Here is a 23,342-nt window from a genome sequence, read left to right as displayed (position 1 = left end):
GGTCGGGGCCGACACGCCGTACCGGTGCCGAACGCCCTGCTGACCGGTGGCGTACAGTCGGCATGGCGCGGACCTTGCGGGGCGACAGGACCGGGGTGCGCAGCGGCGCCGCGAGGGACGTCGGACGGCTCCGACGCCAGGTGGTCGTCGGGAGGGGGCAACGAGGACATGGCTGGCAACGGTGACCGTGCCGAGACCTGGACGACGGAGCTCCGCGAGCAGCAGGCCACGCTCGGCGCGGACCTCGGGCCGGCGGACCCGGCGGCCTACACGATGCGCAAGCCGATCCCCGAGCCGATGCCCACCGACCGGCACGGCCCGGCCCGGATCATCGCGATGGCCAACCAGAAGGGCGGCGTCGGCAAGACCACCACCACGATCAACCTGGGCGCGGCGCTCGCGGAATACGGCCGCAAGGTGCTGCTTGTCGACTTCGACCCGCAGGGCGCCCTCTCCGTGGGCCTCGGCGTCAACCCGCACAACCTCGACCTGTCGGTCTACAACCTGCTCATGCAGGACGACGTCACCGCCGAGGACGTCCTGATCAAGACGGACGTGGCGGGGCTGCACCTGCTGCCGGCCAACATCGACCTCTCCGCCGCCGAGATACAGCTCGTCAACGAGGTCGCCCGCGAGATGGCCCTGGCCCGGGTGCTCAGGTCCATCCGCAAGGAATACGACTACATCCTCATCGACTGCCAGCCCTCCCTCGGCCTGCTGGCGATCAACGCGCTGACCGTCGCGCACGGCGTGCTCATCCCCCTGGAGTGCGAGTTCTTCAGCCTGCGGGGCGTGGCCCTGCTGCTGGACACGATCGACAAGGTGCGCGAGCGGCTCAACTTCGACCTGGAGCTGGAGGGCATCCTCGCCACCATGTACGACAGCCGCACCACCCACTGCCGGCAGGTGCTCCAGCGAGTGGTCGAGGCGTTCGGCGACAAGGTCTACCAGACGGTGATCACCAAGACGGTGAAGTTCCCCGAGTCCACCGTGGCCGGTGCACCCATCACCACCCTCGACCCGGCGTCGTCGGGCGCCCGCAACTACCGGCAGCTCGCCCGCGAGGTGATCGCCGCGCAGGCGGAGCGGTAGGCCGGGTGGCCCGTCGTCGGCGCGCCCGCCCCTGGCCGGCGGCCCACCAGCGGTCGGCTGCCGCGCGCCGCCGGCGCGGCTTCGGCTTCGTCCGGGGTGACCTCGTCGTCGTCGGGGTCGGTCTCGTCGTCCGGGGCGGCCTTGTCGTCGCGGTGCCCGGGGCGTGGACTACGGTCGTCCGGTGACCGCGCCGCCCCTGGACCCGCCCGCCGCGCCGCTGCCCGTGGCCGGTTCTGGTGGCGTGGCCGGTGGCGGTGATGCTGGCGTGGCCGGTGGCGGCGGCCCGGCCGGCGACGGCGCGGGCGGGGAGTCCACCGGGTTCACCGTCCGGCTGGACAACTTCACCGGCCCGTTCGACCTGCTGCTCCAGCTCATCAGCAAGCACAAGCTGGACGTCACCGAGGTCGCCCTGCACCGGGTCACCGACGAGTTCATCGCCTACCTGCGGGCCATGGGCGACCAGTGGGACCTGGACGAGACCAGCGAGTTCCTGCTGGTCGCCGCCACCCTGCTGGACCTGAAGGCGGCCCGCCTGCTGCCCACCGCCGAGGTCGAGGACGAGGAGGACCTGGCGCTGCTGGAGGCGCGGGATCTGCTCTTCGCCCGGCTGCTGCAGTACAAGGCGTTCAAGGAGGCCGCCGCGCACATCGCCGAGCTGGAGGCGGTCGGCGGCCGGCGCTACCCCCGCGCCGTCACCCTGGAGGCCCGCTACGCCGAGGCGCTGCCCGACCTGGTGCTCGGCATCGGCCCCGAGCGGCTGCTGAAGCTGGCGGTCAGGGCGATGACGCCGAAGCCGGTGCCCGAGGTGTCCATCGCGCACGTGCACCTGGTCCGGGTCAGCGTCCGGGAGCACGCCGGGATCATCGCCGAGCGGCTGCGCCGGGCCGGCGTCGCCACGTTCTCCCTGCTCTGCGCCGACTGCGAGGCCACCCTGGAGGTGGTGGCCCGGTTCCTGGCGCTGCTGGAGCTGTATCGGGAGGGCCTCGTGTCCTTCGTGCAGGAACAGGCCCTGGAGGAGTTGACCGTCCGCTGGACCGGCCCCGCTGACGGCGGCACCGAGCTGCACGTCGACGAGTACGCCGGCGCCCCGCCCGAGCAGCCGGACGGCATCGGCGGGACCGCGGGTGGTGGCGGTGGCCCGGGCGATGGTGGCGGTGGTATGGACGGCGAGGAGCAGCGCGATGAGTGACGAGGAGCGCCGGGACTCCCTGGCCGACCAGGCCGCCGCCTGGGTCCCGCCCTGGAACCGCCCCCGTCCCCCCGCCCCACCGCCGGCCGACCAAGAAGATCTTGGAAACGAACGGCCCCCGGAGGGGCCGGATTCTTCCAAGATCTCCCTGGCGGGGGAGGCGGCGGAGGCCGCCGACCGGGCCGACGGTGGCCGGGCCGACGGTGGCCGGGCCGACGGTGGCCGGGCCGGGGACGGCGGCGCGTCGGGGGACGACGGCGCACCTGGAGATGGCGGGGCACCCGGAGACGACGGCGAGTCGGGGGACGAGGCGGCGAAGCCCGGCCAGGGGGAGCACGGGAGCGCCGGGGGGAGCGGGACTGCGGGGGAGCGGAAGCAGCGGGCCCCACGGCGGCGGGCCGCCCCCGCGCCGCCGCCGGCCCCCGAGCTCGACGACGCGGAACTGCGCGGGGCCCTGGAGGCCATCCTGCTGGTGGTGGACGAGCCCGTCAGCGAGCTGACCCTGGCCCAGGTCCTCGAACAGTCCCCGGAGCGCATCGGCCCGCTGCTCGACGACATCGCCGCCGGCTACACCGCCGCCGGACACGGCTTCGAGCTGCGCCGGGCCGCCGGCGGCTGGCGGCTCTACACCCGCCAGGAATACGCCACGTACGTCGAGCGGTTCGTGCTGGACGGGCAGTCGGTCCGGCTGACCCAGGCGGCGCTGGAGACCCTCGCCGTGGTCGCCTACCGGCAGCCGGTGACCCGTTCGCGCATCTCGGCCATCCGGGGTGTCAACTGCGACGGGGTGCTCCGTACGCTGGTCTCCCGCGGACTGGTCGAGGAGTGCGGCGCCGAACCGGACAGCGGCGCCTTCCTCTACCGCACCACCACCATGTTCCTGGAGAAGCTGGGGCTGAACTCGGTCGACGAGTTGCCCCCGCTCGCCCCGTTCCTCCCCGACGACGTAGAAGAGCTTGCCGATGCGACGCGATGACCGTGCCCCCAAGACCGACGCGCCCGTCTTCGAGGGGGCCGAACGCCTCCAGAAGGTGCTGGCCGCCGCCGGCGTGGGATCCCGCCGCGCCTGCGAAGACCTGATCTTCCGCCGCCGGGTCACCGTGAACGGGAAGGTGGCCCAGCTCGGCGACCGTGCCGACCCGACCCGCGACGTCATCTTCGTCGACGGCGAGCGCCTCCAGGCCGACACCCGGCTGGTCTACCTGGCCCTGAACAAGCCGCGCGGGGTCGTCTCCACGATGGCGGACGAGAGGGGCCGCACCGCCCTGTCCGACTTCGTCGGTCACCGGGTGGAGCAGCGGGTCTACCACGTCGGGCGGCTCGACGCCGACAGCGAGGGCCTGCTGCTGCTCACCAACGACGGCAACCTCGCCCACCGGCTCACCCACCCGTCGTACGGGGTGCCCAAGACCTACCTGTGCGAGGTGGCCGGGCCGATCCCGCGCAACCTCGGCAAGCGGCTGGCCGCCGGCATCGAGCTGGAGGACGGCCCCGTCACCGTCGACTCCTTCAAGGTGGTGGACACCCTGGGCAAGACCGCCCAGGTGGAGCTGACCCTGCACGAGGGGCGCAAACACATCGTCCGACGCCTGCTCGCCGAGGTCGGGCACCCGGTGGCGCGCCTCGTGCGTACCTCGATCGGGCCGATCCGCCTCGGCGACCTGCGCGCCGGGCGGACCCGGCGGCTCACCAACGCCGAGGTCGCCGCCCTGTTCAAGGCGGTGGGTGACTGACCCCGTAGGACGGGGTACCCCAACGGGTAGGCTTCCGTGACGTCCCGGACGGGACGCACGGTGGCGTGGGTCGCCACCGACGGCGTCGCACGCGGCCCCTCGACGGGCCGCGGGCATGATTGACGACGACGACAAACCGCTCGCGACGGGCCGCCGGGCCCCGCGAGGCACGGGCTGAGGAGGATCACGGTGGAGGAAAACGTACGGGCCGGGCGCTGCGTGGTCGCTGTGGACGGGCCGTCCGGTTCGGGTAAGTCCACCGTCTCCCGGCGGCTCGCCGTGGGCCTCGGCGCCCGCTACCTGGACACCGGGGCGATGTACCGGGCGATCACCTGGGCGGTGCTGCGCTCGGGGGTCGACCTGACCGACGCCGAGTCGGTGGGCAAGGTCGCCGCCGAGGTCGACCTGCGCATCGGCACCGACCCCGAGGGGTACGGCGTGACCGCCGACGGCGTGGGCGTCGACGCCGAGATCCGGGGCACCGAGGTCACCGGCGCGGTCTCCGCCGTGGCCGCCGTACCGTCGGTGCGGGCCCTGCTGGTGGCCCGGCAGCGGGAGATGATCGCGAAGGCCGGCCGGATCGTCGTCGAGGGCCGTGACATCGGCTCGGTCGTCGCCCCCGACGCCGACCTGAAGGTCTACCTGACCGCCTCCGAGGCCGCGCGCGCCCAGCGGCGCAGCGCCGAGGACGCCACCGACGTGGCCGCCACCGCCGCCGACCTGGCCCGCCGCGACCGGCTCGACTCGACCCGCAAGGCCGACCCGTTGCAGCAGGCCGCCGACGCGGTGGTGCTGGACACCACCGAGCTGGGCATCGACGAGGTCGTGGACCGGCTGCGCGCGCTGCTGACCGAGCGGGGCGTGGCGTGACCACGGACGAGGGCTGGGTGGAGCTGCGCGAGCCGGATGCCGACGTCGAGGAGCCGACCGGCCCGGTGCCGGTGGTGGCCGTCGTCGGCCGCCCCAACGTCGGCAAGTCCACCCTGGTCAACCGCATCATCGGCCGGCGGCAGGCCGTCGTCGAGGACATCCCCGGGGTGACCCGGGACCGGGTCCCCTACGACGCGCAGTGGTCCGGCCGGGCCTTCACGGTCGTCGACACGGGCGGCTGGGAGCCGGACGCGAAGGACCGGGCGGCCGCGATCGCCGCGCAGGCCGAGATCGCCGTCGCCACCGCCGACGTGGTGCTGTTCGTGGTCGACGCCATGGTCGGCTCCACCGACGTGGACGAGGCCGCCGTCAAGATGCTGCGGCGCAGCGCCAAGCCGGTCATCCTGGTGGCCAACAAGGCCGACAACGCCACCATCGAGATGGAGTCGACGTCGTTGTGGTCGCTCGGCCTCGGCGAGCCGTTCCCGATCTCGGCGTTGCACGGCCGGGGCTCCGGCGACCTGCTCGACAAGATCCTCCAGGCGCTGCCCGAGGCCCCGGAGATCGTGGAGAACCGCCCGCGCGGCCCGCGCCGGGTCGCGCTCGTCGGCCGGCCCAACGTCGGCAAGTCCAGCCTGCTCAACCGGTTCTCCGGCGAGGAACGGGCGGTCGTCGACTCGGTCGCCGGCACCACCGTCGACCCGGTGGACAGCCTCGTGGAGATCGGCGGGGAGACCTGGCAGCTGGTCGACACCGCCGGGCTGCGCAAGCGGGTCGGCAAGGCCAGCGGCACCGAATACTACGCCAGCCTGCGCACCGCCTCGGCGATCGAGGCCGCCGAGGTGGCCGTGGTGCTGCTCGACTCCAGCGAGCCGATCAGCGAGCAGGACCAGCGGATCCTGTCCATGGTCACCGAGGCGGGCCGGGCCCTGGTCATCGCCTTCAACAAGTGGGACCTGGTCGACGGCGACCGCCGGTACTACCTGGACAAGGAGATCGAGCGCGAGCTGCGCCGCATCCCCTGGGCACTGCGGATCAACCTGTCGGCGAAGACCGGCCGGGCGGTCGACAAGCTCGCCCCGTCGCTGCGCAAGGCCCTGGCGAGCTGGGAGACCCGGGTGCCCACGGCGCAGCTCAACTCCTGGCTGACCGCCCTGGTGCAGGCCACCCCGCACCCGGTGCGCGGCGGCCGGGCGCCGAAGATCCTCTTCGCCACCCAGGCCGGGGTCGCCCCGCCGCGGTTCGTGCTCTTCACCACCGCGCCGCTGGACGCCGGCTACCAGCGGTTCGTCGAGCGCAAGCTCCGCGAGGAGTTCGGCTTCGAGGGCAGCCCGGTGGAGATTTCGGTACGCCCGCGCAAGAAGCTCGGCCCCGGCGGCCGGGGCAAGGCGCACGGCTGACGTCGTCGCCCCGCCCACCCTGGCCGGGGCGGCGGGGCTCGTCGCCTCCTGCCTCTTCGGGCCGTGCGTCTCCTCGGTCCCTGGGCGCTGCGGTGGCCCGCCGACTGGCCCCGGCCGCCGTTGCCCCTGCCCCTGCTTCTGATCCGCTCGCCGCCCGGCCCCGCCCAGCGGGGCCGGGCGCGCGCTGTCTGCCCAGTCTCCAGTCGGCCGGGTGTGTCGTTCTGCGTCCCTCCGGCTGTGTGCCGTCTCCACATCTTCGTCCGGGTTGTGGCGTGAGCCCGGCAGCCCTTGGACCTGGCCCGCCGGCCGATCGCGTCGGCCGGCGGCCCCCTCCGAGCCCTCCACCGCCCTGATCCTGGACGGTTGGCGTCGCTGACGAACAACACTGTCCAGGTTCCGCAGGCCCGGCGACGCGGCAGGCGCGAGGGACCAACGGGCGGTGGTGGCGGAGCGCTGCTGGCAGGCGCATCGGGTGGTGACAGACTCCTGACGAGGCATGTTGCCCGCGGGGCTGGGCCACTCTGGCGGAGCGTGCCCGGGGCTCTCGCGGACCCGGCCGCCCACCACGCCACTGTCCGGCAAGCCGCCCCCTATCCTCCTAGGACGCCCTTGGGGTGCGGGGCCGGCAATCGGGGCGGGGCCAATGCGTGCAGGGGGAAGATCGTGCGTTAAGCTGTACCGGCTGTCGCAGGGAGCAAGTGCCTGACGGTGGCATCGGGACGTGGCGCAGCTTGGTAGCGCACTTGACTGGGGGTCAAGGGGTCGTCGGTTCGAATCCGGCCGTCCCGACACACGAAAAGCCCTGACCAGCGGAAACCCTGGTCAGGGCTTTTGCTTTCGTCTATGGAGTTTTGAACCGCCCCCCGAAAACCCCCCGATTACCCGGGGCGGCAACCAGGTTTGTCATCCATGGTCATCGTCGTGCCCCCTGGGCGTGGGGTGTCCGTTCCGGTCGGCGCCGAGGCGTTCGAGGACGTCGGAGACGTCCGGTGCTTGGACGGGCTTGGCGATGTAGTAGGTGGCGGTGATTTCCTCGCTGGAGTGCCCGAGCTGGGCTGCGGCGTTCTTGGTGTTGGTTTCTTCCTTGATGAGGGTGGCCACGGTCTTGCGGAAGGTGTGCGGGGTGACCCAGGCGAGGTCGGTGTCGGCGCGGGCCTGGCGCCACTGGCGGCGGACGTTGTTGGGTGACAGCCAGGTGCCGCGTCGGGACGCGAAGATCGCGTCGTGGGGGTTGTCGGCGGCGTCGAGCTTGCGGGCCAGGAGCATGCCGACGGCGAAGCGGGGCAGGACGACCATGCGGTAGCCGGCGTCGCTCTTGGTCCAGGGCTGTCGGAAGAAGCCCTGGCCTGTGACGAAGACCAGGGTGCCGCAGATCGTCAGGGTGGGGCGTTCGGTGGCGAGGTCCAGGTCCGCCCAGCGCAGTGCGAGGATCTCACCGATGCGGGCTCCGGTGGCGAGCATGAGGTCGACGATGTCGGCCAGGTCGCCGGTGTGCCGGGGTCCGGGCTTGCCGGGGACCGGTCGCTGCCAGTCGCGGATGGCGGTGCGGACGGCCTGGAGGTGTTCGTCGGAGAGGATGACGACTGCGCGGCGGGGTTTGCGCAGTCGGCCCGTGTCGCGTACGGGGTTGGTGGGGAGTGCGCCGTGGCGCACGGCGAGGGCGAACATCTGGCTCAGGACGACCTTTGCGCCTCTGGCGGCCGAGGGGCGGTCCTTGGCGATGTCGCGCAGGAACCGATCCAGTCGCCCGACGCTGGCCTCGCGGATCCGCAGGTTGCCGAGGGCGGGCAGGATCGCCGCGCGCACGCTGGTCGCGTATCGGTGGATGGTCTGTGGTGCGATCCGTTCCTCGGTGATGATCTCTTCGATCCATAGTTCGGCGAGTCTGCTGACGTGGGTCTCGCGGGTGATCTCGTCGTCGTTGGGGGTGGTGCGGTCACGTAGCTTGACTTTCAGCGCCCGTTCGGCGGCTGGGCCGGTGGTGTCGGTGGCCTCGATGTCGCGGGTCTTGCCGTCGTAGTCGCGGAACCGGGCTCGTGCGCGGAACCGGCGGGGTCCGAGTTTCTCGGTGCGGATCTTGCCCCAGGTTCCGATGGGCAGTTCAGGTCGGGACATGGCCTACCGCTCCGCGTCGGTGTGCTCATCGAGCCAGCGCTCGACCTCGCTGCGCCGGTAACGCAGCGTGTTGCCGACGCGGATCGCGCGGGGGCCCTTACCTCGGCTGTGCCAGGCGTAGAGGGTGTTCTTGGGCTTGCCCAGCCAGGCGGCGAGGTCATCGATGGTCAGCAGAGGGTCGGGCCGCCACTCGGGGGCGTTCGGGCCGTTCATCGCTGGCCCGGCGGATAGGCGGAACCAGGCTGCTGGCCCGGCGTGGCGTGGCCGGCCAGATGCCGGCGGCCGGTGGTGCCTGACGGCCCGGTGCCGGGGCGGGGTTGGGGGTGGGGCGGACATCGATCGGACTTCCTTTCATTGCAGCCTGACTGGGAAAGGGGGCCGGTGCCGCTGACACTGATGTGCATGGTCGCGGCATGTGTCGGCTGTGGGTGTCTATCCATTCGTTGCGGTCCTGAGGTGTCAAGCCTGCCGCTGATGTCCGTGGAGGTCCGCTCCGCCAGCTGTGGAATATCGAGCGGAGTCGCATCAGGCGTGAGTGAGCGTGCTGGGAAGGTTGGCCTCAGTCGACTCTTCAGGTGGAGATTGGGGGTTCGGTGGTTCTGATGCGTTCCCATAGTGGGGTGGCCTTTCGGAAGATTGGCAAAGTAGAGGTTCGGGTTGGTGCCGGTCTCGATGCGTAGCTCTTCGAGCGACGCGGTGTCGGCCAGTGCGCCGTGAGAAGCTGCCGAGACAGCGATGCGGTACGGGATGGAGCGCCGTGCGTTGCTGGCAGCCCTCGGGTCGGAGCGGTGAGCTGCCGCGTGCCGTGGCTCTTGTCCTTGCCGCGTAGGCCAAAACCTGGGTCGGCTCGGTGACTGCTGAATTGGAGGAGTGGACTACTGGTGGTTCCCCTCGCTGCGGGAACGTTTGAGTGTGGACAGGACGGCCGACGTGGTGCGGGCCTCAATGGCCCTGTGCTGAGTGCTGGCCGATCAGCTTTTGGCCATTGGATTCTCCTTCGGGCAGGCGGAGATAGCCCGACGTCCTCGCCATGAGGACTGGCTCGGTTGGCGAGCTGAGAAATGCAGAAAGCCCGCCGACTGCTCGACGGGCTTGGCGATATGGTGACCGGCTCGACGATGAGCCTGTACGTGCGGCTTCGTGCCTGGAGATGCGTCCGGGGCGGCGGGGCGCGTCCCTTCTCAGCTACCGCCTTCTGATCAGCGGCCGGACGAATCGCCTCGAACGAGCGGAAATCCCGCGCCCACCATGGAACTGAGCTGTGGTTTTCGGCTGCTTCCGGCGGTTGTTCAGCCGTCAGAGTGACCGGTGAGGCGGTGTAGCGCTGACCGGACGTTGGGGAAGGCCAGTTGCAGGGTGTTGCTGGTGAGGCGGATGCCCCACCAGGTGAGGGCGATGAGGTAGCCGGCGATGAGGGCGCTGTTGGTGTTGTAGGTGAAGACGAGGGCGTAGCCGATGGCCAGGCCGGGTGCGGTGATGGTGCGGGCCAGTCGGGTGCGGGTGGCGGTGAGGGCGGTGGCGGTGCCGAGGAGGGCTGCTCCGAGGCTGCCCACGAGGCCGGGCATGCCGGTGAGGTCGACGGGGGCGGTGATGGTGAGCGCGGCGCGCATGAGGAAGATGCCGGCGGTTGCGGTGACGGTGTGGGTGATGGCGGGGCGGGTCATGGCGAGCCATGTGGGTAGTGCGTCGGCGGGGATGCGGGGTGAGGTGGCGGCGATGAGGGTGGCGCAGAGCGCGAGGGGGAGGGCGGTGCCGAGAGCCCATTTCAGGTAGGGGGTGTAGTCGAGTCCGACGGCGGTGCCGGTGGCGAGGCCGTAGAGGGCAGCGGTGATGGTGCCGCCGACGGCGGCGGTGAGGTATCCGCGTCGGATGAGGCTGCCTGTGGTGGGTTCGGGCGTGGGTGTGGTGGGTGTTCCGGCGAGCCAGGTGGTGGGTGCCAGGTGTGCCACGGCGAACGCGGTGAGCATGGCGAGCGCGCCGGCGGTGCCGAGTTGCGGTAGTGAGATGCGGGCTTCGACCACCCTGGTGAAGAGGGTGGTGATGTCGGCGGTGAGGACGGCTTGCAGCAGCAGGGCCAGGGAGCATGCGCCGATGAGGAGGGCGCCGGTGAGGTCGCTGATACGCAGCCGGACGCGGGGGAGTTGGGCGGCAGCGGCCCGGGGTCCGGGTTGGTGGGTGGTGGTGAGGGTCAGGGCTCCGTCGGCGAGGGCGTGGGAGTGGTCGACGATGGTGGGGGTGACGCGGGTCGCTGCGGCGAGGCGGTCGGTCAGTGCGGGCACGCCGGGCGCCGGCCTCACGATGACAGCGGTGAGGTGTTCGGTGTCGACGTCGGCCGCGTCGAGGAGGTGGGCGACTGCGTCGGGCACCTGGTCGAGGAAGGGCTGGGTGGCGGTGGTGATGTCGTCGCGGGTGATGACCACCGGCTGGTGGGGTGTGGGGAGCATGACCGGCGCCCGCTCCTGCTGGACGAGTTGGTGCCGGGCGGTGCGGATGGACTCCCGGAGAGCGCCGTGGTCCTGCGCTGTGATCGTGTCGGTGTGGTCGACGACTGATCGGAGCGGGTCGTGGCCGGTGGTCGCGGTGGCGACGACGTGTCGTGCGATGAGATCGTCGAGGTCGTGCGGGCCGTGGAGTTGCTGTGTCGCCAGCTCGCGGTAGCCGTCGCTGACCGTCTGCAGGACGGTGAGGGTGGGTGGATGGTGGTCGGCCTGGCAGACGAGTACGCAGGAGTTCTCGGGTGTGGTGAGGCCGAGTGTCGTGGTGTAGGTGGCCAGGGCAGCGGGTGCGGTGACCAGGGCCGGCGGTGGTAGTCCCGCTCGGGCCGCTGCATCGCTGAGGTGTGTGCGGCGGCGTGGTCCCCAGGCCGGTGGGACGGTCACGGTGAGGTCGGTGATCGGCTGGCCGACCTGGTGGGTGGCGTGGTTGCCGACGTGCCGCAGGACCGCAGCGAGGACATCCACGGGATTGGGCTGTGCCGGATCGGGAGCCTGGGCAGGGCTGGCGAGGTGGTCGGCCGGGTGGTTGACGAACCGATGGTCTGCGGGCAGCGACCGCGCGGCGGCGGCGTCGACACCGACGTAGAGGTCACCGGCGGGGCCCACGGCGACGCCCGGCGGCATGACGAGCCGACCGTCGATGAGGATGGGAACCCGGGTGCCCTGCCGGCTGACCGTGGCGGCGATGGCCGAGGAGCTGAGGTCGATCGACAACCTGGCGTCCCCGTTGACCATGAGAGGCAGTCTCACCCGTGGTGGCGAGGCATTGTCAACCGTGATCCTCTCCCATGATCCCCGGTGCGCGAATGATGAGAATCCTTCCGGCTGGGATGGTCGGAAATGCTGATCCTCGTGTATGGGAAGAGATTGACGATCAGCCGCAGGGAGGGGCAGGTGCCGCAGATGTCCCCGGATCGAGGCGACAGACTGGCCGAATACGGTGCGCGGGCCACCGTCCATCCTCCCCACGACCCGCCCCGACGCCGTAGGTCGCTGTCCCGTTCCCTGACCAGCGCCGCCCGCGCCGTTATCGGTGCCGGATGCTTCCTGGCGGGAGTACCGGCGCTGTTGTGGGTCGTCGGCGGCAACCCGGTGCGACGGCTACCGGCGTGGTCGCAGATCCCGGACTGGTTCGAACGGTCCAGCGGACGGTTCACCCCGGACGTCCTCATCGGCGCGGCCTTCTGGGTGATGTGGCTGCTGTGGGGCGTCTTCGCGCTGCTCCTGCTCGCCGAGATCCTCGCCGGGCTGACCCGGTGGCGCGTTCCCGCGCTCAGACTGCCGGCCCCGCTGCACCGGCTCGTGTTCGGCCTGGCTGGCACCGCCGCGCTCGCCGTCACCTCCGCCGGCCCGCTCGGCCGCGTGGCAAACCCGGACCCGCCGTCCACGCCCGTTGCCGCAGCAGAGCGCGCCGATGTTCCCCGGCAGGCCGCCGCCCGTGGACCCGCCGTCATCCAGGTCGCCGAGCAGCGCTACCTGTACACGGTCGAGCGGCACGACACCCTGTCCAAGGTCGCCAAAGACTGGCTCGGCGACGCCAACCGGTGGCCGCAGATCTGCAGCCTGAACAAGCACCGCCACTTTCCCGGCGTCGGCGGCACACTGCGCGACTGCGACCTCATCTACCCCGGCTGGGAACTGCGCCTACCCGCCGACGCCCGCCCACCACACACCGCCACACCCGCCAGACCGCCCAAGCCGCCACCGGCGACGCCGTCCCGGCCTACGACGCCATCGGCATCGCCGAGCGCCGACCCGGACAGGCCGGACCCCACCGCACCACCACCGACCACCGAGGGACCAGCAGCCGTCCCCAGCGCCACACCCTCGGCCGCAGCGAGTACGTCCGCCTCAACGCCGACCACATCCTCGACGGCTGCCGACCTCACCTCGTCGCCGGTCGCGCCGACCAACCCCGACACCCACAACCCGGCGGTCACAACCGACCAGGACGGAGTGCAGCTGTCAGGGGGCGACTGGCTGCCCTGGTCGCTCGCTGTCGCGATCAGCGCCGCCGCCACACTGGTCTGGCTCCAGCGCCGGCGCCGCTACACCGGTGCACCCGACACCGATCCACCCGCCGAACTCCCGCCGCCCGTGGTGCAGGTACGCCGCGCCGTGGCTGCCCGCCACCCCGGACCCCCGAACCCGGACGCCGACGACAATGAGCGGTCGACGCTCGTACCCGAACTCGCGTCGCTACCGACCGGCGGAATCGGCATCGTCGGCGACGGCGCGCACGCTGCAGCCCGCGCCGCACTCGTCGCGGCCCTGGCCACCGGCACCCCAGACCACCCCCATGCCCGTGGTGAAGTCATCATCGACAGCGCCACCCTGGCCACCCTCCTGGGCCCCGACGCCATCGTTCTCGCACCATGGCCACGGATGCACACCACCGACGACCTCGACGACGCGCTCACCGCGGTCGAGGCCCAGCTCCTGCACCGCAGCCGCATCCTCGACGAGCGCACGCTGGCCGACCTGGACACCCCAGGCCACCAGGCCTCCGACGAGGAACCCCTGCCACCGGTCGTGCTCATCACCACGGCTCCGTCCACGGCCACCTCCACCCGGGCCGCGACCGCGCTCACCCTCGGTGGCAACCTGAACGTCTCCGCCGTGCTGCTCGGCGAATGGACGCCCGGCACCACCATCGACGTCACCTTAGACGGCCACACCACGCTCGCCTCCGGACCGGCGACCGAGCCGATCCAACCGCGCCTGCCCGTACTCGACACCCACACCGCCCTCGGAATCCTCACGACCCTGCGCGAGGCCCACACCGGCGAACCCACGGCATTCCCGTCGTCCGCTGGCCCAGGCCAGACGGTCCCACTACACGCCAGCCGAACCGAGACCACGTCTGCCGACCGTCCCGCACCGATAGCCGCAGCCGCCGAAACCGACACCACCGGCAAGGCGCGGCTGCGGGTCCTCGGACCGCCGCGGATCGACGACATCACCCACCCCGGCCGACCGCTGCGCGCCAAGGCGCTCGAACTCGCCGTGTTCCTGGCCTGCCATCCCGACGGAGTCACCACCCGCGAGATCGGCGAGTACCTCGAACCCGACGCCCGCATCAGCCAATCCGACCAACGCGTCCACACGAACGTCAGCAACCTCCGACACGTCCTCGCCCGCGCCGCCACCCCCGACGCGAAGAATGCGTACGTCGTCAAGAGCGCCGGACGCTACCGGCTCGACCCCACCACCGTCGACGTCGACGTCTGGACCCTGCGCGACCTGATGCGCACCGCCACCATCGCCACCGGCCCGCGCCGCCGCGAACTGCTCACCGCCGCCTGCGACCTCTACACCGCACCCCTGGCGGACAGCCAAGACTACGAATGGCTCCCACCCCACCGGGAAACCGTGCGCCGCTGGGCAACCGAGGCTCATTTCCTACTCGCGGACGACCTCATCGACACGGACCCACAGGCCGCATCCGACCTGCTCGACAAGGCCATCGCACTGGACCGGTACAACGAGGCCCTCTACACCCGCGCCATGCACGCCCGCCACGCACTCGGCGACACCGACGGCATCCGAATCCTCCTCCGCGCCCTGACCACAGCACTGGCCGACCTCGACGCCGAACCCCAGGAAGCCACCACCACCCTCGCCAATCAGCTCCGGAGCAATCCCGCTGACAAGTGAGCACCACCGACACCGCAACCAACCACGCAGAGGGCGCTGGCTAGGACAGGCGACATTGACCAACATCACGCGCCGCTCCGGCTATCTCACCCGCCCCGCAGAAGATTGGCGGTCCTGACTGCGTTGGAGGGCGACCCTACGGTGGTGCGTGACGCAAGAAGGTCGAGATGCCTCCGCGTATCCATTTCTGCTGATGAGCGCGAACCTGGTCAAGTGACCTGCCTGGCCTGGCTGGACCATCGGCGAGATATTGGGACTTCTCGCAGCTGCTGACTGTTCATCCTTCGGGGCTCGGGGGTGGATGACCGAGGAGGACGTATTGGCATTTGGGGCGGCCTATGCCGGCAGCCACCGCCGAGCGGCCAAACACGAGCCGACGACCGATGCCACCGAGAAATCACTGTCAGAGGGTGGTTCGGGAGGCTTTGTCCGATGCGGGTTTGACGGTTCGTTAGCGGCCCTGGTGGTGGGGGTTACGCGGACGCCGTCGGCGGGGCCAGGGTGAACAGTCCGGCCTCGGGTTCGGTGAGGATCTGGCGGGCGACGAGGCGTTTGAGCTTCGCGCGGAGATTCTCGGTGTCCTTCGCGGTGGTGCCGGCGGCGAGGGCCTGGCAGATGTCCTTGGCGCGCATCGGTGCGTTGGCGCCGTGGAACACGGCGAGGATCTGTTGGTAGGCGGGGCTGGCGACGGTCGGGTCAGCAGGTGCCGCCGGATCGAGTGGGCCGCCCAGGCTCAGGAGCGTCTTGCGGGTGATGGCGAGTTCGGCGACCTCGGTCTCGGCCGCGGTGAGCTGCTCGTCGAGGGAAGCGATCTGGGCGCGGAGCCGCTCGACGGCCAGGCCGGCGGCGTTCTCGCGTTCGGTGAGCAGGGCCAGCAGCGTCGGCTGCGTCACCGTTGGTCGCGCCAGGACGTGGTGGCGGTGCCGGTCAACCGGCGGATGAGGTTCGCCGTCGAGGCCCACCAGGTGCGTGACACCGCGGAGGCGGGTCGGCTCTCGTACTCGCGGACCAGACGGCGGTGCAGCATCAACGTGCCGTTGGTCTGCTCCACCACCCACCGGCGCTTCACCGGCACGAACCCGGCCGTCGTGTCGGACCGCAGGACCTGCTCGACATCGATACCTCGGACCGCGCCGTGGATCTGCACGTCGTCTTTGAACCCGGCATCGACCCACGCCTTGGTCACCGTCGGCGTGTGCGCGAGGACGTTGTCCAGCAGCCTCACACCGATCGCATTGTCGGTGACCGACGCCGCGGTGACCACCACCGCGATGATCAACCCCAGCGCGTCCACCGCCAGGCCCCGCTTACGGCCCGGCACCTTCTTCGCCGCGTCCTTGCCGGTCGTCGCCGCCGGGACGTGGTTGGCCGCCCGAATCGACTGAGTGTCCAGCACCACCGCGGTCGGATCCTCCCGACGGCCGGCCTTCTCCCGCGCCTGACACCGCAGCAGATCATGAATCACCTGGTCAGTGCCGTCGTCACGCCACTGGGCGAAGTAGTAATACGTCGCGGACTTCGGCGGCAGATCGTGCGGCAGGTACGCCCACTGACAACCCGTCCGGTTCTGGTAGAAGATCGAATTCACGATCTCCCGCAGCTCGTAGCGACCCTGATGCCCCGACACCGACGGATGCCGGTCCTTCCACGCCTGCAGGAACGGACCCACCACCGCCCACTGCTCATCGGTCAGGTCACTCGGATACGCCGCACGCTCACCCATGATCAGCCCAACGCCGGCCGGACCTACCGGTTACGACCACGGCTCACATTCACATGCCAGCCCAAACCCATATTGGACGAAAGCTACCGAACCACCCTCTCAGTGCACCACGGCGCTACCTTACTCTGGTGCCGGTATCGCCCAGCCTACGTCGGGGCGTTCGAGGATGAGGAGTACGGAAGCGTAAACTTGCTCCGCCTTAGTGAGGAACACTCGGAAATGGTCGATATCTGCAGAACCTTCCTCAGGAGCGTACAGCAACGCGAATAGGAGCAGTCGCATCACGTGCAGCAAATACGTGGTGGACGTGTGGTAGTTTGCCCGATCCGCAGCCTCCGGCTGACCAGACCAGCCCGCCATCGCCTCCCACATGGCATGATCGACGGTCACCGCCGTTATCGCGCGCTCGATCCGACGGCATGGTCGCTCTAAAATATCCAGTGCGTTCTCAGGATCGGATTCGGCCGATGCTAGCAACTCATCGATCTCGGAGAGGGCATGCCAGGCGTGGCGGACCAGGTATGCGAGCCGATCGAGAGGCGTAGACCCGTCCAGGTCGCTGCTGACTCGCTCCGGAGGCTGGCGCGGCTTAACGGCCTGCCTCGCCAACCACGACACGAACGCTTCGATCCTTAGCTGCTCCAGGCGCCCATCCGAGAGCCCAGCCCTGTATGCCTTCTGGGCTGCCCTCCTCCCGGTTCCCTCGCTACGACCGATCATTTCCCACGTCAGGCCACGCGCCCGCGCCTCGGCAACAAGATCCTGTCGAACGGCACGCATAACTTCTTCCAGATCGCGCGCCGCGCGGATGTAGCGTAGTACCGGATCAACATCGGACGGATCAAGGCCGGGCGGATTCACCCCGTCGCCGTACGTCCTGACCAGTTGGCCGATAGCGCGCCGTGCTTCGAACACGGCGATATCAGGGGAAAACGGCCACGCGTCTGAAGTGCACGGGGTGCCCCTCCAGGCAGGGCTCTGCCATTCGTCCAGGATATCCACGCACGCCACCATAGGGGGTCCACACCCCGACCGTCGGCTTTTCTTGTCCACTCGTGGTGGACAAGTTGCAGTAGGCCCGCAACCCCGGAAGGTGCTCCCATAGGCGACATGGCATGCAGCCCTCTAAGCCTCGCAGTGGCCGCACTGGTCACCACGACCGTGCTCACCGGAGTGATGACCCCCGTGGCCCGGGAGGTCCGCAACTGTCTCCTCCTGTGGCTCGCGCTGCGCGGCGCCGCGCCCGACGAGCGTCCTTGCATCATTAAGGCCCTCCCCACGCTCGAACCGCCGCCTCTGCCAGCCGCATCCAGGTCACGCGTCGCCAAGCCCTCGAACACCAGGCAGCGGGGGCGGTCGGTCGTATGATCCGGCGCACGCTCATGCCGCGAGCCGCGCATAAGGCGCCCCGTCACCACGGGTATTCACTCGGTGAAGGTACTCGACTGCCTTGCAACGGGGTTGCTTAGTCGGCCTATTGGTATGGAGGATCCGGCAGTCGAGCGCTGACGCCGGACCGTACCGGCTGCGGCCAGTCAGGTAGGGCGACATCCTCACCTGCGAGCAGGCGTGCTGTCGATGACGCGATGTCCTGTGCCGCTTGCAGAAAGCCCTCCGCCCACATCAAAGTAACTGAACGGCCGCCGTCGCTGCGGCGCACGTATAGCGTCATAGACAAGTTCGCTGCGTCGCTCGGATCGGCACCATGGGCAAGAAGGTGCCGAAGCCGGCGGGCATCGAGCAGGTAGTCCCGAAGGCTGGGGCCGGCGAGGTAAGTCCAGCGCCACCGCTTGTCACTGCCATGTTGGCCGGGAGCCACTCGCACCCGCGCTTTCCACGTTTTCGTCAGGTTGGGCACCGCAAGTCGCCGCTCGAAGGTCGATCTCAGTTTGTCTGTGGTCGGCGTCAATCCTTGGCTTGGTCCGCCATGTAATTCGATCAACCGGTTGAAGAAGCGCTCGAATGGCCCATAGGTAAGGAGAAATGCTCCGTAACGGATGCTCTGGTAGCGGCGGCTGCGACTTCGCGTGGGGTCGTCTCGGTGAACAGAGATCAAGTCAGCTGGAACCACTAGCCGGTCAGCCAACTCATCCAGCGCATACTGCACCCTGTCTGGATGGATAGAAGGCATTAGTCGGAACTCCTATAGGTCGGCAGAGCATCGGCGTATTGCAGAAGCATAAGCAACCGCTTCTGGTTGGCGGCTTCGGAGCCGTCTGGGCGCGCTGATCTGCCGCTGACAACGCGATCTGACTGCCGCTGCTGGCGAGGTATGCGATGAGGTATGACCGCTTTTGTAAAAGACTATCCCTATGTGGCTTCGGTTGCAGGATGAGACGGCGCTTCCAGCGCGTTCGTCGATTTGACGTGACCGCTTCCAGTGGCCAACGGCTCGCTGAGCCGGCGGATGGCGGCGATCTTGTCGAGCCACTTGCTGAGCTTGGTGATCTTCACGGTGTCGCCGGTCTTTGGGGCGTGGATGATGAGTTCTTCGCCGAGGTACATGCCGACGTGGCGTGGGTTGGTTCTGCTGCCTTGGCTGCCGGGGATGAAGATCAGGTCACCAGGAAGTAGAAGCGTCGGGTTGCCTACGGGCTTCCCAGCGTGGGCCTGGTCGGTCGTGGTGCGGGGGATCGGGACATCGGCTGCCTGGTAGGCACCCTGTATCAGGGAAGAGCAGTCACACTGCTTGGTGGGGTCTCCGGAGTGCGGGTCGGTGCAGGACCCACCGAAGTGGTACGGGGTGCCGAGCTGGTCGATGGCCCAGAGGATTGCGGTGGCGACGGTGGGTGGGGTGTCGGTAGAGAGCGCGAGCCCGTCCGGGAGGGTGGCGACCGCGTCAGCGGGGCAGGCGAGAGTGCTGGTCAGCTGATCGACTAGGACCGTCGCGTCGTCGGTCCACTTGCGTACGCGTCGGGGTAGGCCGAGATTTGGACCGCCTGGGCGGCCTGGGTGAGTGGCATCGACTCCCAGCCGGGGACGGTCAGGAGCTTGTCGAAGAACTTTTCCGCTTGGTAGCTGGGCTCGGAGAGTTGCGGGACGTCGCCCCAGCCCTGGCTCGGGCGTTGCTGGAACACTCCGATGGAGTCGTGGTCGTTACGGTTGCCGAGGTGGGGCAGGTTGCGCAGGCCTGACTCTTGCATGGCAGTGGCGACGGCGACGATCCAACCCCAACGGGGCAGGCCTTTGGCGAGGCCGACATCGATGATGGTCGCGGCGATCTCCAATTGTTCGGTGTCCCAGCTGCCGCTGCCGGCTGGGTGCCCGCTGGGGCGTGCGGCGGGTGCGGTGGCGACGCCACAGCCGCCGGAGCCGCCGCCGAGGACGGACGACAGCAGAAGCATGGGCAGTCCGAGGCAGACAACGATGACGACGGTGACGACGCCGATGAGGATCCTGGTCATGGCAGTGGCCCTTCGGTGGAGACGCAAGAAAGCCGGTCTGTGCGGCCGGCGAGGCAACAGAGGACGCGAGCTGCAGGCGGTGGACGAGTGGTAGCAGCCCGTACGTTCGTCGCCAAGAAGGTCGGCGACTTCGTTCAGTGGGGGCGGTACACCGCTGTCTCTTCGGGCCGTAGAACGCAGAAAGGACGGTGGGCCGCCCCTTCGGGCGGCCCACGGTGAGTGGCGGTGGGTTCAGGGGAGAGGTGCGGCGAGCACCTGGGCGACGTGGCGGAGCAGCTGCTCGATGAGCCGGCCGGCGTTGTGGAGGTCGGAGCGGGTGTCGATTTCTGCGGCGTTGCTCCAGTCCCAGGTGCCGTGGGTCATGGCGGGGACGTGCCAGAGGTCGCCGGCGAGGTCGAGGAAGAGCGTGCAGCCCCAGCGGTCGGCAAGCAGGGTGAGGGGTTGCGTGGCGCAGGTGATGGTGCAGGCGCAGTCGGGCTCGTCGTAGGTGGTGCGCGGCAGGTGGTGGTGGAGCAGGCAGCGACAGTCGCAGCTTCTCTGCCACGGTGGCGTGTACGTCATGGGGGCCCTCCGAGGGGTGCGTAGGCGTACGCCTCGGACGCCGCCGGCGGTGCACGGCGTCCGAGGCGTACGCGATGGGTGGGTGGATGTCGGGCCGTCGCTCAGGCCGGCGGCGGACGGCGGAGGTTCGGCCGGAGCCCGGGCGGACGGCTCGGTCGTCGGGGGCGTCCGCGTGTCGGTCGCCCGGTCAGGTGTCGCCGCCGTTGCTGGTGAGGCGGGTGTAGATGGCGACGCAGCGCAGGATCAGTTCGTGTGACGGCAGGGTCAGCAGCCGCTGGCGCTTGTCGTCGCGGAGGTGGTCCCAGACGAAGACGGTGACGTGGGCCGACCAGAGATCTACGAGGACTCCGTCGATCTTGGCGTGCTGCCGGTCGGCGACGATGCGTCGCAGGGTGTCGATGAGGGTGGGGTCGCCCGGTGGGTGGTTGGCGTCGTCGGGTCGGGTGGCCTCGGGCAGCAGGGTGTAGCAGTCCTCGCAGGTGTGGTCGATGCGTGGTGGGTGCTCGGTTTCCCACCTGCGGACGTCGGCGGCGGGCAGTCCGCACACCGTCTGCCGGGTGTCTCGGGGGTGGCGGATGTGGCCGCTCATCGGTTGTCCGCCCCGGCTTCGGTGCGCCTCGTCGTGCGCGGTGTCATGGGTGTCCCTTCGGAAATGGGGCCGGGGCGGCGGCACGGGTGGCCCGCCGTCCCGGCTGGGTGGGTGGGGAGTGGTCAGATCTTGAGCAGGTCGAAGGCGGTGACCTTGAGGTCGCCGACGTTGCCGGTGAGGACCCGGTTGGCGCGGGCGATGGCGTTCTTGGCGGGCTGGTAGTGGTCGAGGTACTCGGTGATGGCCTGGTAGCCGGCCCACCGGCTGCCGGTGATGGCCGCCTGGGTGTCGGACTCGCGGATGAGGTACTTGAGGGTGCCGAGGCGCTGCTTGGCGTTGTTGCGGGTTTGCTCGGACGCGTTGTCCTTGACCGGCCACACCTGGCCGACGATTTGTTCGAACTCGCGCATGGTCAGCTCGGTGTGGAGCATCCGCTCGGCGGCCTTCTCGAAGGTCTCCATGTACTTCCACATCAGGCCCAGTGCCTCGCGGGCCTGGCTGATCTGGGAGTTGACGTTGGAGGTGTGTCGGAACGTGTAGTGCCCGACGGAGTTGGCGAAGGCGGCGCGTTGGGTGTTGGCGCAGACCACGCGGATGGGGCTGGCGTCGACGCGCAGCGCGGCGGTGCCGTCGTGGGAGGTGGTGCCGATGAGGTAGAGGTCGAGGCGGTCCACGCCGGCGATCTCCATCGCGTCGGGCAGTTTCATGGTGACGAACACGCTCTTGCCTCGGCGGAGGCTGCCGGCGGTTTCGAAGTGGGCGCCGCCTACCTGGTCGACGAGGCGGTCGAGCATCTCGGCGCATTGCTCGTTCTGGACCACGGTGTAGTCGGTGCCGACGATGCCCAGGTACTCGGTGTCGCCGGTGACGGGGTTGCGGCGTACGGTCATCCGCTTGTCGTCGGCGGGGATCTGCACTTCGACGCCGTCGACGATGTCGATGCCGACGGTGCGGATGGTGCGGACGCCCCAGTCGCCGAGGCGGGCGGCGGCCATGATTTCTTCGGCGCGCATGGTGTCCTGGGTGACGGTGCCGAGCTGGTGCCAGGCCGACAGGCGGGCGCTGGCGAAGGCGGTGGTTCCGTCGGCGAGGGTTTCGAGTTCGTGTGGCACGGGGTTCTCCTTTCGATGTGCTGCGGGGGCCGGGCGCGCGGCTCGGCCCCCGCAGCGGGTCAGGGATGTGGTGTGCGGGTCAGGACGGGTCGGCCGGGCCGTCGGGGCCGTCGCCGGTCGGCGCGGGGTGGGCGAAGGTCAGCGGGGCGTCGGAGACCAGGAGGATCCGGCCGGCCGCGGCGGCTTTGGTGCAGTTGTTGCGTACGGCCCCGGAGCTGACCGTGCGGTGAAGCTGGCCGCTGATCGCGGTGGCGATGTCCTGCGGGGTCATCGCGTGGCCGGGGTGGGCGGCCAGGACGTCGAGGGTGAGCTTCTCCAGCTCGCCCCGGCCGAAGGGCTGGCTGCCGTCGGTGTTGACGGTCCCGTCGCCACGCCGGCCGGCACTGCGGGCGACGCCCGCCGTACGCGGGGGCGTGCGGGTGGGCAGGTCGACGACGTGGGTTTCCCCGTCCGGGGCGACGATGTGCAGCGTGCCGTCCGGCCGGATCAGCGACTGCACCGTCGCCGTGGCGTCCGGTGCGGTGGCCAGGCCACGGATGACCTGGTGGCACAGCGGGCAGCGGGGCGGCTCCGGGTTCGGGTCGACCTCGCTGGCCTTGGTCGGGCCCGGGATCCACCGCTGCGGCAGGCCGGGCAGCCGGCGGGCGGCGTCGGCCTGCTCCATCGCCGTCAGCAGCCGGGTCGCGGTGGCGTGTCCGATGCCGCTCTCGGCCACGATCACGTCGAGGGTCGCGCCGTCGTCGCCGTGGTCGGCCAGGACGCCCTTGATGGCCATGACCTTGCGGTCCCCCGGACGTGCCGGCTGCACGACGGCCGCCGCTGGTGCCTCCTCGTCCTCCCCGTCGCCGCCGGAACCTCCGTCGCCAGCGTCGGGCTGGCCGTCAAGGTCGGTCGGCTCGTCCGCGGCGGCACCGTCACCCTGGTTGGCCGGGTCGGTGTCCGGCTCCGTGCCGTCGGCGTCGCCGCCCTCGTCCTGGCCGGTCCCGCCGTCCTGGCCGATGTCGCCGTCCCCACCGTTGTCGACCGGCCCGTCGGGCGTCCCGGACGGCTCGCTGTCCGGCTCGCCGGTTTCGGCGTCCGGGCTGGGGTCGGCGTGCTCGGGGGCGTCCGTGCCGGCGGGGTGCTCGTCACCCTGGTCGGCATCCTGCGGGTCGGTGTCGGTGGCCTCGGCCGGGGTTGCCAGGGCCCACCGCGTGGGCGTGCCCTCGGCCGAATCGGCGTCGGTGTCCACCGCGACGATCAGTCCGGCCTCGGCCAGCGCCTTGATCGCCCGGTCGGTGGTCGAGCGGGCCTTGCCGGAGGTGTCGGCGAGTTCCTGGACGTTGCCCTGGCCGCGACTGGTCAGCGCGTCGAGGACGGCCTGCGTGGCAGGTGTCAGGGACTGGTGTTCCATCAGGGTTTC

Annotated in this window: 21 protein-coding genes and 1 tRNA gene; 9 read left to right on the top strand and 13 right to left on the bottom strand. The window is 70.1% G+C overall.

Features of this window, described 5'->3' with window-relative positions; genetic code table 11:
- The first annotated feature begins 168 nt into the window (after positions 1 to 168).
- The 8 genes from O7628_RS00500 (at position 169) to O7628_RS00465 (ending at position 7,073) form a co-directional block, all read left to right on the top strand.
- Entirely contained in the window at positions 169 to 1,092 is a 924-nt protein-coding gene (locus tag O7628_RS00500) for an AAA family ATPase (protein ID WP_043968099.1), read from the top strand.
- Between the two features lie 5 nt (positions 1,093 to 1,097).
- Positions 1,098 to 1,277 carry a hypothetical protein gene (locus O7628_RS00495; protein WP_278127559.1) on the top strand — a complete coding sequence of 60 codons (180 nt, stop codon included), beginning with the start codon at positions 1,098 to 1,100 and terminating at the stop codon, positions 1,275 to 1,277.
- On the top strand, positions 1,256 to 2,281 hold the full coding sequence (locus O7628_RS00490; protein WP_278127558.1) for a segregation/condensation protein A: 1,026 nt from the start codon (positions 1,256 to 1,258) through the stop codon (positions 2,279 to 2,281). The genes O7628_RS00495 and O7628_RS00490 overlap by 22 nt, the downstream gene beginning before the upstream one ends.
- Positions 2,274 to 3,257, top strand: coding sequence for an SMC-Scp complex subunit ScpB (scpB, locus tag O7628_RS00485; RefSeq protein ID WP_278127557.1), 984 nt, complete (start codon positions 2,274 to 2,276; stop codon positions 3,255 to 3,257). The genes O7628_RS00490 and scpB overlap by 8 nt, the downstream gene beginning before the upstream one ends.
- Positions 3,244 to 4,014: a pseudouridine synthase gene (locus O7628_RS00480; RefSeq protein WP_178064803.1), complete on the top strand. Its 771-nt coding sequence runs from the start codon at positions 3,244 to 3,246 to the stop codon at positions 4,012 to 4,014. The genes scpB and O7628_RS00480 overlap by 14 nt, the downstream gene beginning before the upstream one ends.
- Positions 4,015 to 4,203: 189 nt before the next feature.
- Positions 4,204 to 4,884: a (d)CMP kinase gene (gene cmk, locus O7628_RS00475; protein ID WP_178064804.1), complete on the top strand. Its 681-nt coding sequence runs from the start codon at positions 4,204 to 4,206 to the stop codon at positions 4,882 to 4,884.
- Positions 4,881 to 6,284 (top strand): ribosome biogenesis GTPase Der, encoded by a 1,404-nt coding sequence (der, locus tag O7628_RS00470; RefSeq protein ID WP_278127556.1) that lies wholly within the window; start codon positions 4,881 to 4,883, stop codon positions 6,282 to 6,284. The genes cmk and der overlap by 4 nt, the downstream gene beginning before the upstream one ends.
- 715 nt (positions 6,285 to 6,999) lie before the next feature.
- Positions 7,000 to 7,073: transfer RNA gene (locus O7628_RS00465), tRNA-Pro, on the top strand.
- A gap of 114 nt (positions 7,074 to 7,187) precedes the next feature.
- Here the strand turns inward: O7628_RS00465 and O7628_RS00460 are convergent.
- The 3 genes from O7628_RS00460 to O7628_RS00450 form a co-directional block, all read right to left on the bottom strand.
- The gene (locus O7628_RS00460) at positions 7,188 to 8,399 is read right to left on the bottom strand and encodes a site-specific integrase (RefSeq protein ID WP_278127555.1); all 1,212 of its coding nucleotides are present in this window, start codon (positions 8,397 to 8,399) and stop codon (positions 7,188 to 7,190) included.
- Positions 8,400 to 8,402: 3 nt separating this feature from the next.
- The gene (locus O7628_RS00455) at positions 8,403 to 8,612 is read right to left on the bottom strand and encodes a helix-turn-helix domain-containing protein (protein ID WP_074479352.1); all 210 of its coding nucleotides are present in this window, start codon (positions 8,610 to 8,612) and stop codon (positions 8,403 to 8,405) included.
- 1,076 nt (positions 8,613 to 9,688) lie between these two features.
- Complete coding sequence (locus tag O7628_RS00450; RefSeq protein ID WP_278127554.1) at positions 9,689 to 11,629, bottom strand: Hsp70 family protein; 1,941 nt, start codon at positions 11,627 to 11,629, stop codon at positions 9,689 to 9,691.
- 105 nt (positions 11,630 to 11,734) lie between these two features.
- Here O7628_RS00450 and O7628_RS00445 point away from each other — a divergent pair, with 105 nt between their 5' ends.
- Positions 11,735 to 14,551, top strand: coding sequence for a BTAD domain-containing putative transcriptional regulator (locus tag O7628_RS00445; RefSeq protein ID WP_278127553.1), 2,817 nt, complete (start codon positions 11,735 to 11,737; stop codon positions 14,549 to 14,551).
- A gap of 473 nt (positions 14,552 to 15,024) precedes the next feature.
- On the opposite strand, the gene O7628_RS00440 is transcribed toward O7628_RS00445, so the two are convergent.
- From O7628_RS00440 to O7628_RS00395, 10 genes are all read right to left on the bottom strand, one after another.
- Positions 15,025 to 15,444, bottom strand: a complete 420-nt coding sequence (locus O7628_RS00440) for a hypothetical protein (protein WP_278127552.1) — start codon at positions 15,442 to 15,444, stop codon at positions 15,025 to 15,027.
- Entirely contained in the window at positions 15,441 to 16,274 is an 834-nt protein-coding gene (locus O7628_RS00435; RefSeq protein WP_278127551.1) for an IS5 family transposase, read from the bottom strand. Before O7628_RS00435 ends, O7628_RS00440 begins: the two co-directional genes overlap by 4 nt.
- Before the next feature lie 120 nt (positions 16,275 to 16,394).
- On the bottom strand, positions 16,395 to 17,276 hold the full coding sequence (locus tag O7628_RS00430; protein WP_278127550.1) for a hypothetical protein: 882 nt from the start codon (positions 17,274 to 17,276) through the stop codon (positions 16,395 to 16,397).
- 472 nt (positions 17,277 to 17,748) lie between these two features.
- A complete protein-coding gene (locus tag O7628_RS00425; RefSeq protein ID WP_278127549.1) occupies positions 17,749 to 18,381 on the bottom strand; it encodes a hypothetical protein in 633 nt (210 codons plus the stop codon).
- Between the two features lie 203 nt (positions 18,382 to 18,584).
- Entirely contained in the window at positions 18,585 to 19,034 is a 450-nt protein-coding gene (locus O7628_RS00420; protein ID WP_278136164.1) for a C40 family peptidase, read from the bottom strand.
- Positions 19,035 to 19,150: 116 nt separating this feature from the next.
- Positions 19,151 to 19,678 carry a hypothetical protein gene (locus tag O7628_RS00415; protein ID WP_278127548.1) on the bottom strand — a complete coding sequence of 176 codons (528 nt, stop codon included), beginning with the start codon at positions 19,676 to 19,678 and terminating at the stop codon, positions 19,151 to 19,153.
- A 231-nt stretch (positions 19,679 to 19,909) separates the two neighbouring features.
- Complete coding sequence (locus O7628_RS00410) at positions 19,910 to 20,239, bottom strand: hypothetical protein (RefSeq protein WP_278127547.1); 330 nt, start codon at positions 20,237 to 20,239, stop codon at positions 19,910 to 19,912.
- A gap of 187 nt (positions 20,240 to 20,426) precedes the next feature.
- Entirely contained in the window at positions 20,427 to 20,828 is a 402-nt protein-coding gene (locus O7628_RS00405) for a hypothetical protein (RefSeq protein WP_278127546.1), read from the bottom strand.
- Between the two features lie 122 nt (positions 20,829 to 20,950).
- On the bottom strand, positions 20,951 to 21,940 hold the full coding sequence (locus O7628_RS00400) for a DUF932 domain-containing protein (protein ID WP_278127545.1): 990 nt from the start codon (positions 21,938 to 21,940) through the stop codon (positions 20,951 to 20,953).
- A gap of 79 nt (positions 21,941 to 22,019) precedes the next feature.
- Complete coding sequence (locus O7628_RS00395; RefSeq protein ID WP_278127544.1) at positions 22,020 to 23,333, bottom strand: helix-turn-helix domain-containing protein; 1,314 nt, start codon at positions 23,331 to 23,333, stop codon at positions 22,020 to 22,022.
- Positions 23,334 to 23,342: the final 9 nt, after the last annotated feature.

Origin of the sequence: Micromonospora sp. WMMD956 (genome assembly GCF_029626125.1) — a bacterium.
GTDB lineage: Bacteria > Actinomycetota > Actinomycetes > Mycobacteriales > Micromonosporaceae > Micromonospora > Micromonospora carbonacea.
This window is presented reverse-complemented; position numbering and strand designations above follow the sequence as displayed.

Bases quoted from the DNA above. Each gene is read 5' to 3' on its own strand.
- O7628_RS00500 (WP_043968099.1), top strand. From the start codon at position 169: ATGGCTGGCAACGGTGACCGTGCCGAGACCTGGACGACGGAGCTCCGC.
- scpB (WP_278127557.1), top strand. From the start codon at position 2,274: ATGAGTGACGAGGAGCGCCGGGACTCCCTGGCCGACCAGGCCGCCGCC.
- O7628_RS00480 (WP_178064803.1), top strand. From the start codon at position 3,244: ATGCGACGCGATGACCGTGCCCCCAAGACCGACGCGCCCGTCTTCGAG.
- O7628_RS00460 (WP_278127555.1), bottom strand. From the start codon at position 8,399: ATGTCCCGACCTGAACTGCCCATCGGAACCTGGGGCAAGATCCGCACC.
- O7628_RS00455 (WP_074479352.1), bottom strand. From the start codon at position 8,612: ATGAACGGCCCGAACGCCCCCGAGTGGCGGCCCGACCCTCTGCTGACC.
- O7628_RS00450 (WP_278127554.1), bottom strand. From the start codon at position 11,629: ATGGTCAACGGGGACGCCAGGTTGTCGATCGACCTCAGCTCCTCGGCC.
- O7628_RS00445 (WP_278127553.1), top strand. From the start codon at position 11,735: ATGCTGATCCTCGTGTATGGGAAGAGATTGACGATCAGCCGCAGGGAG.
- O7628_RS00435 (WP_278127551.1), bottom strand. From the start codon at position 16,274: ATGGGTGAGCGTGCGGCGTATCCGAGTGACCTGACCGATGAGCAGTGG.
- O7628_RS00415 (WP_278127548.1), bottom strand. From the start codon at position 19,678: ATGACCAGGATCCTCATCGGCGTCGTCACCGTCGTCATCGTTGTCTGC.
- O7628_RS00410 (WP_278127547.1), bottom strand. From the start codon at position 20,239: ATGACGTACACGCCACCGTGGCAGAGAAGCTGCGACTGTCGCTGCCTG.
- O7628_RS00405 (WP_278127546.1), bottom strand. From the start codon at position 20,828: ATGAGCGGCCACATCCGCCACCCCCGAGACACCCGGCAGACGGTGTGC.
- O7628_RS00395 (WP_278127544.1), bottom strand. From the start codon at position 23,333: ATGGAACACCAGTCCCTGACACCTGCCACGCAGGCCGTCCTCGACGCG.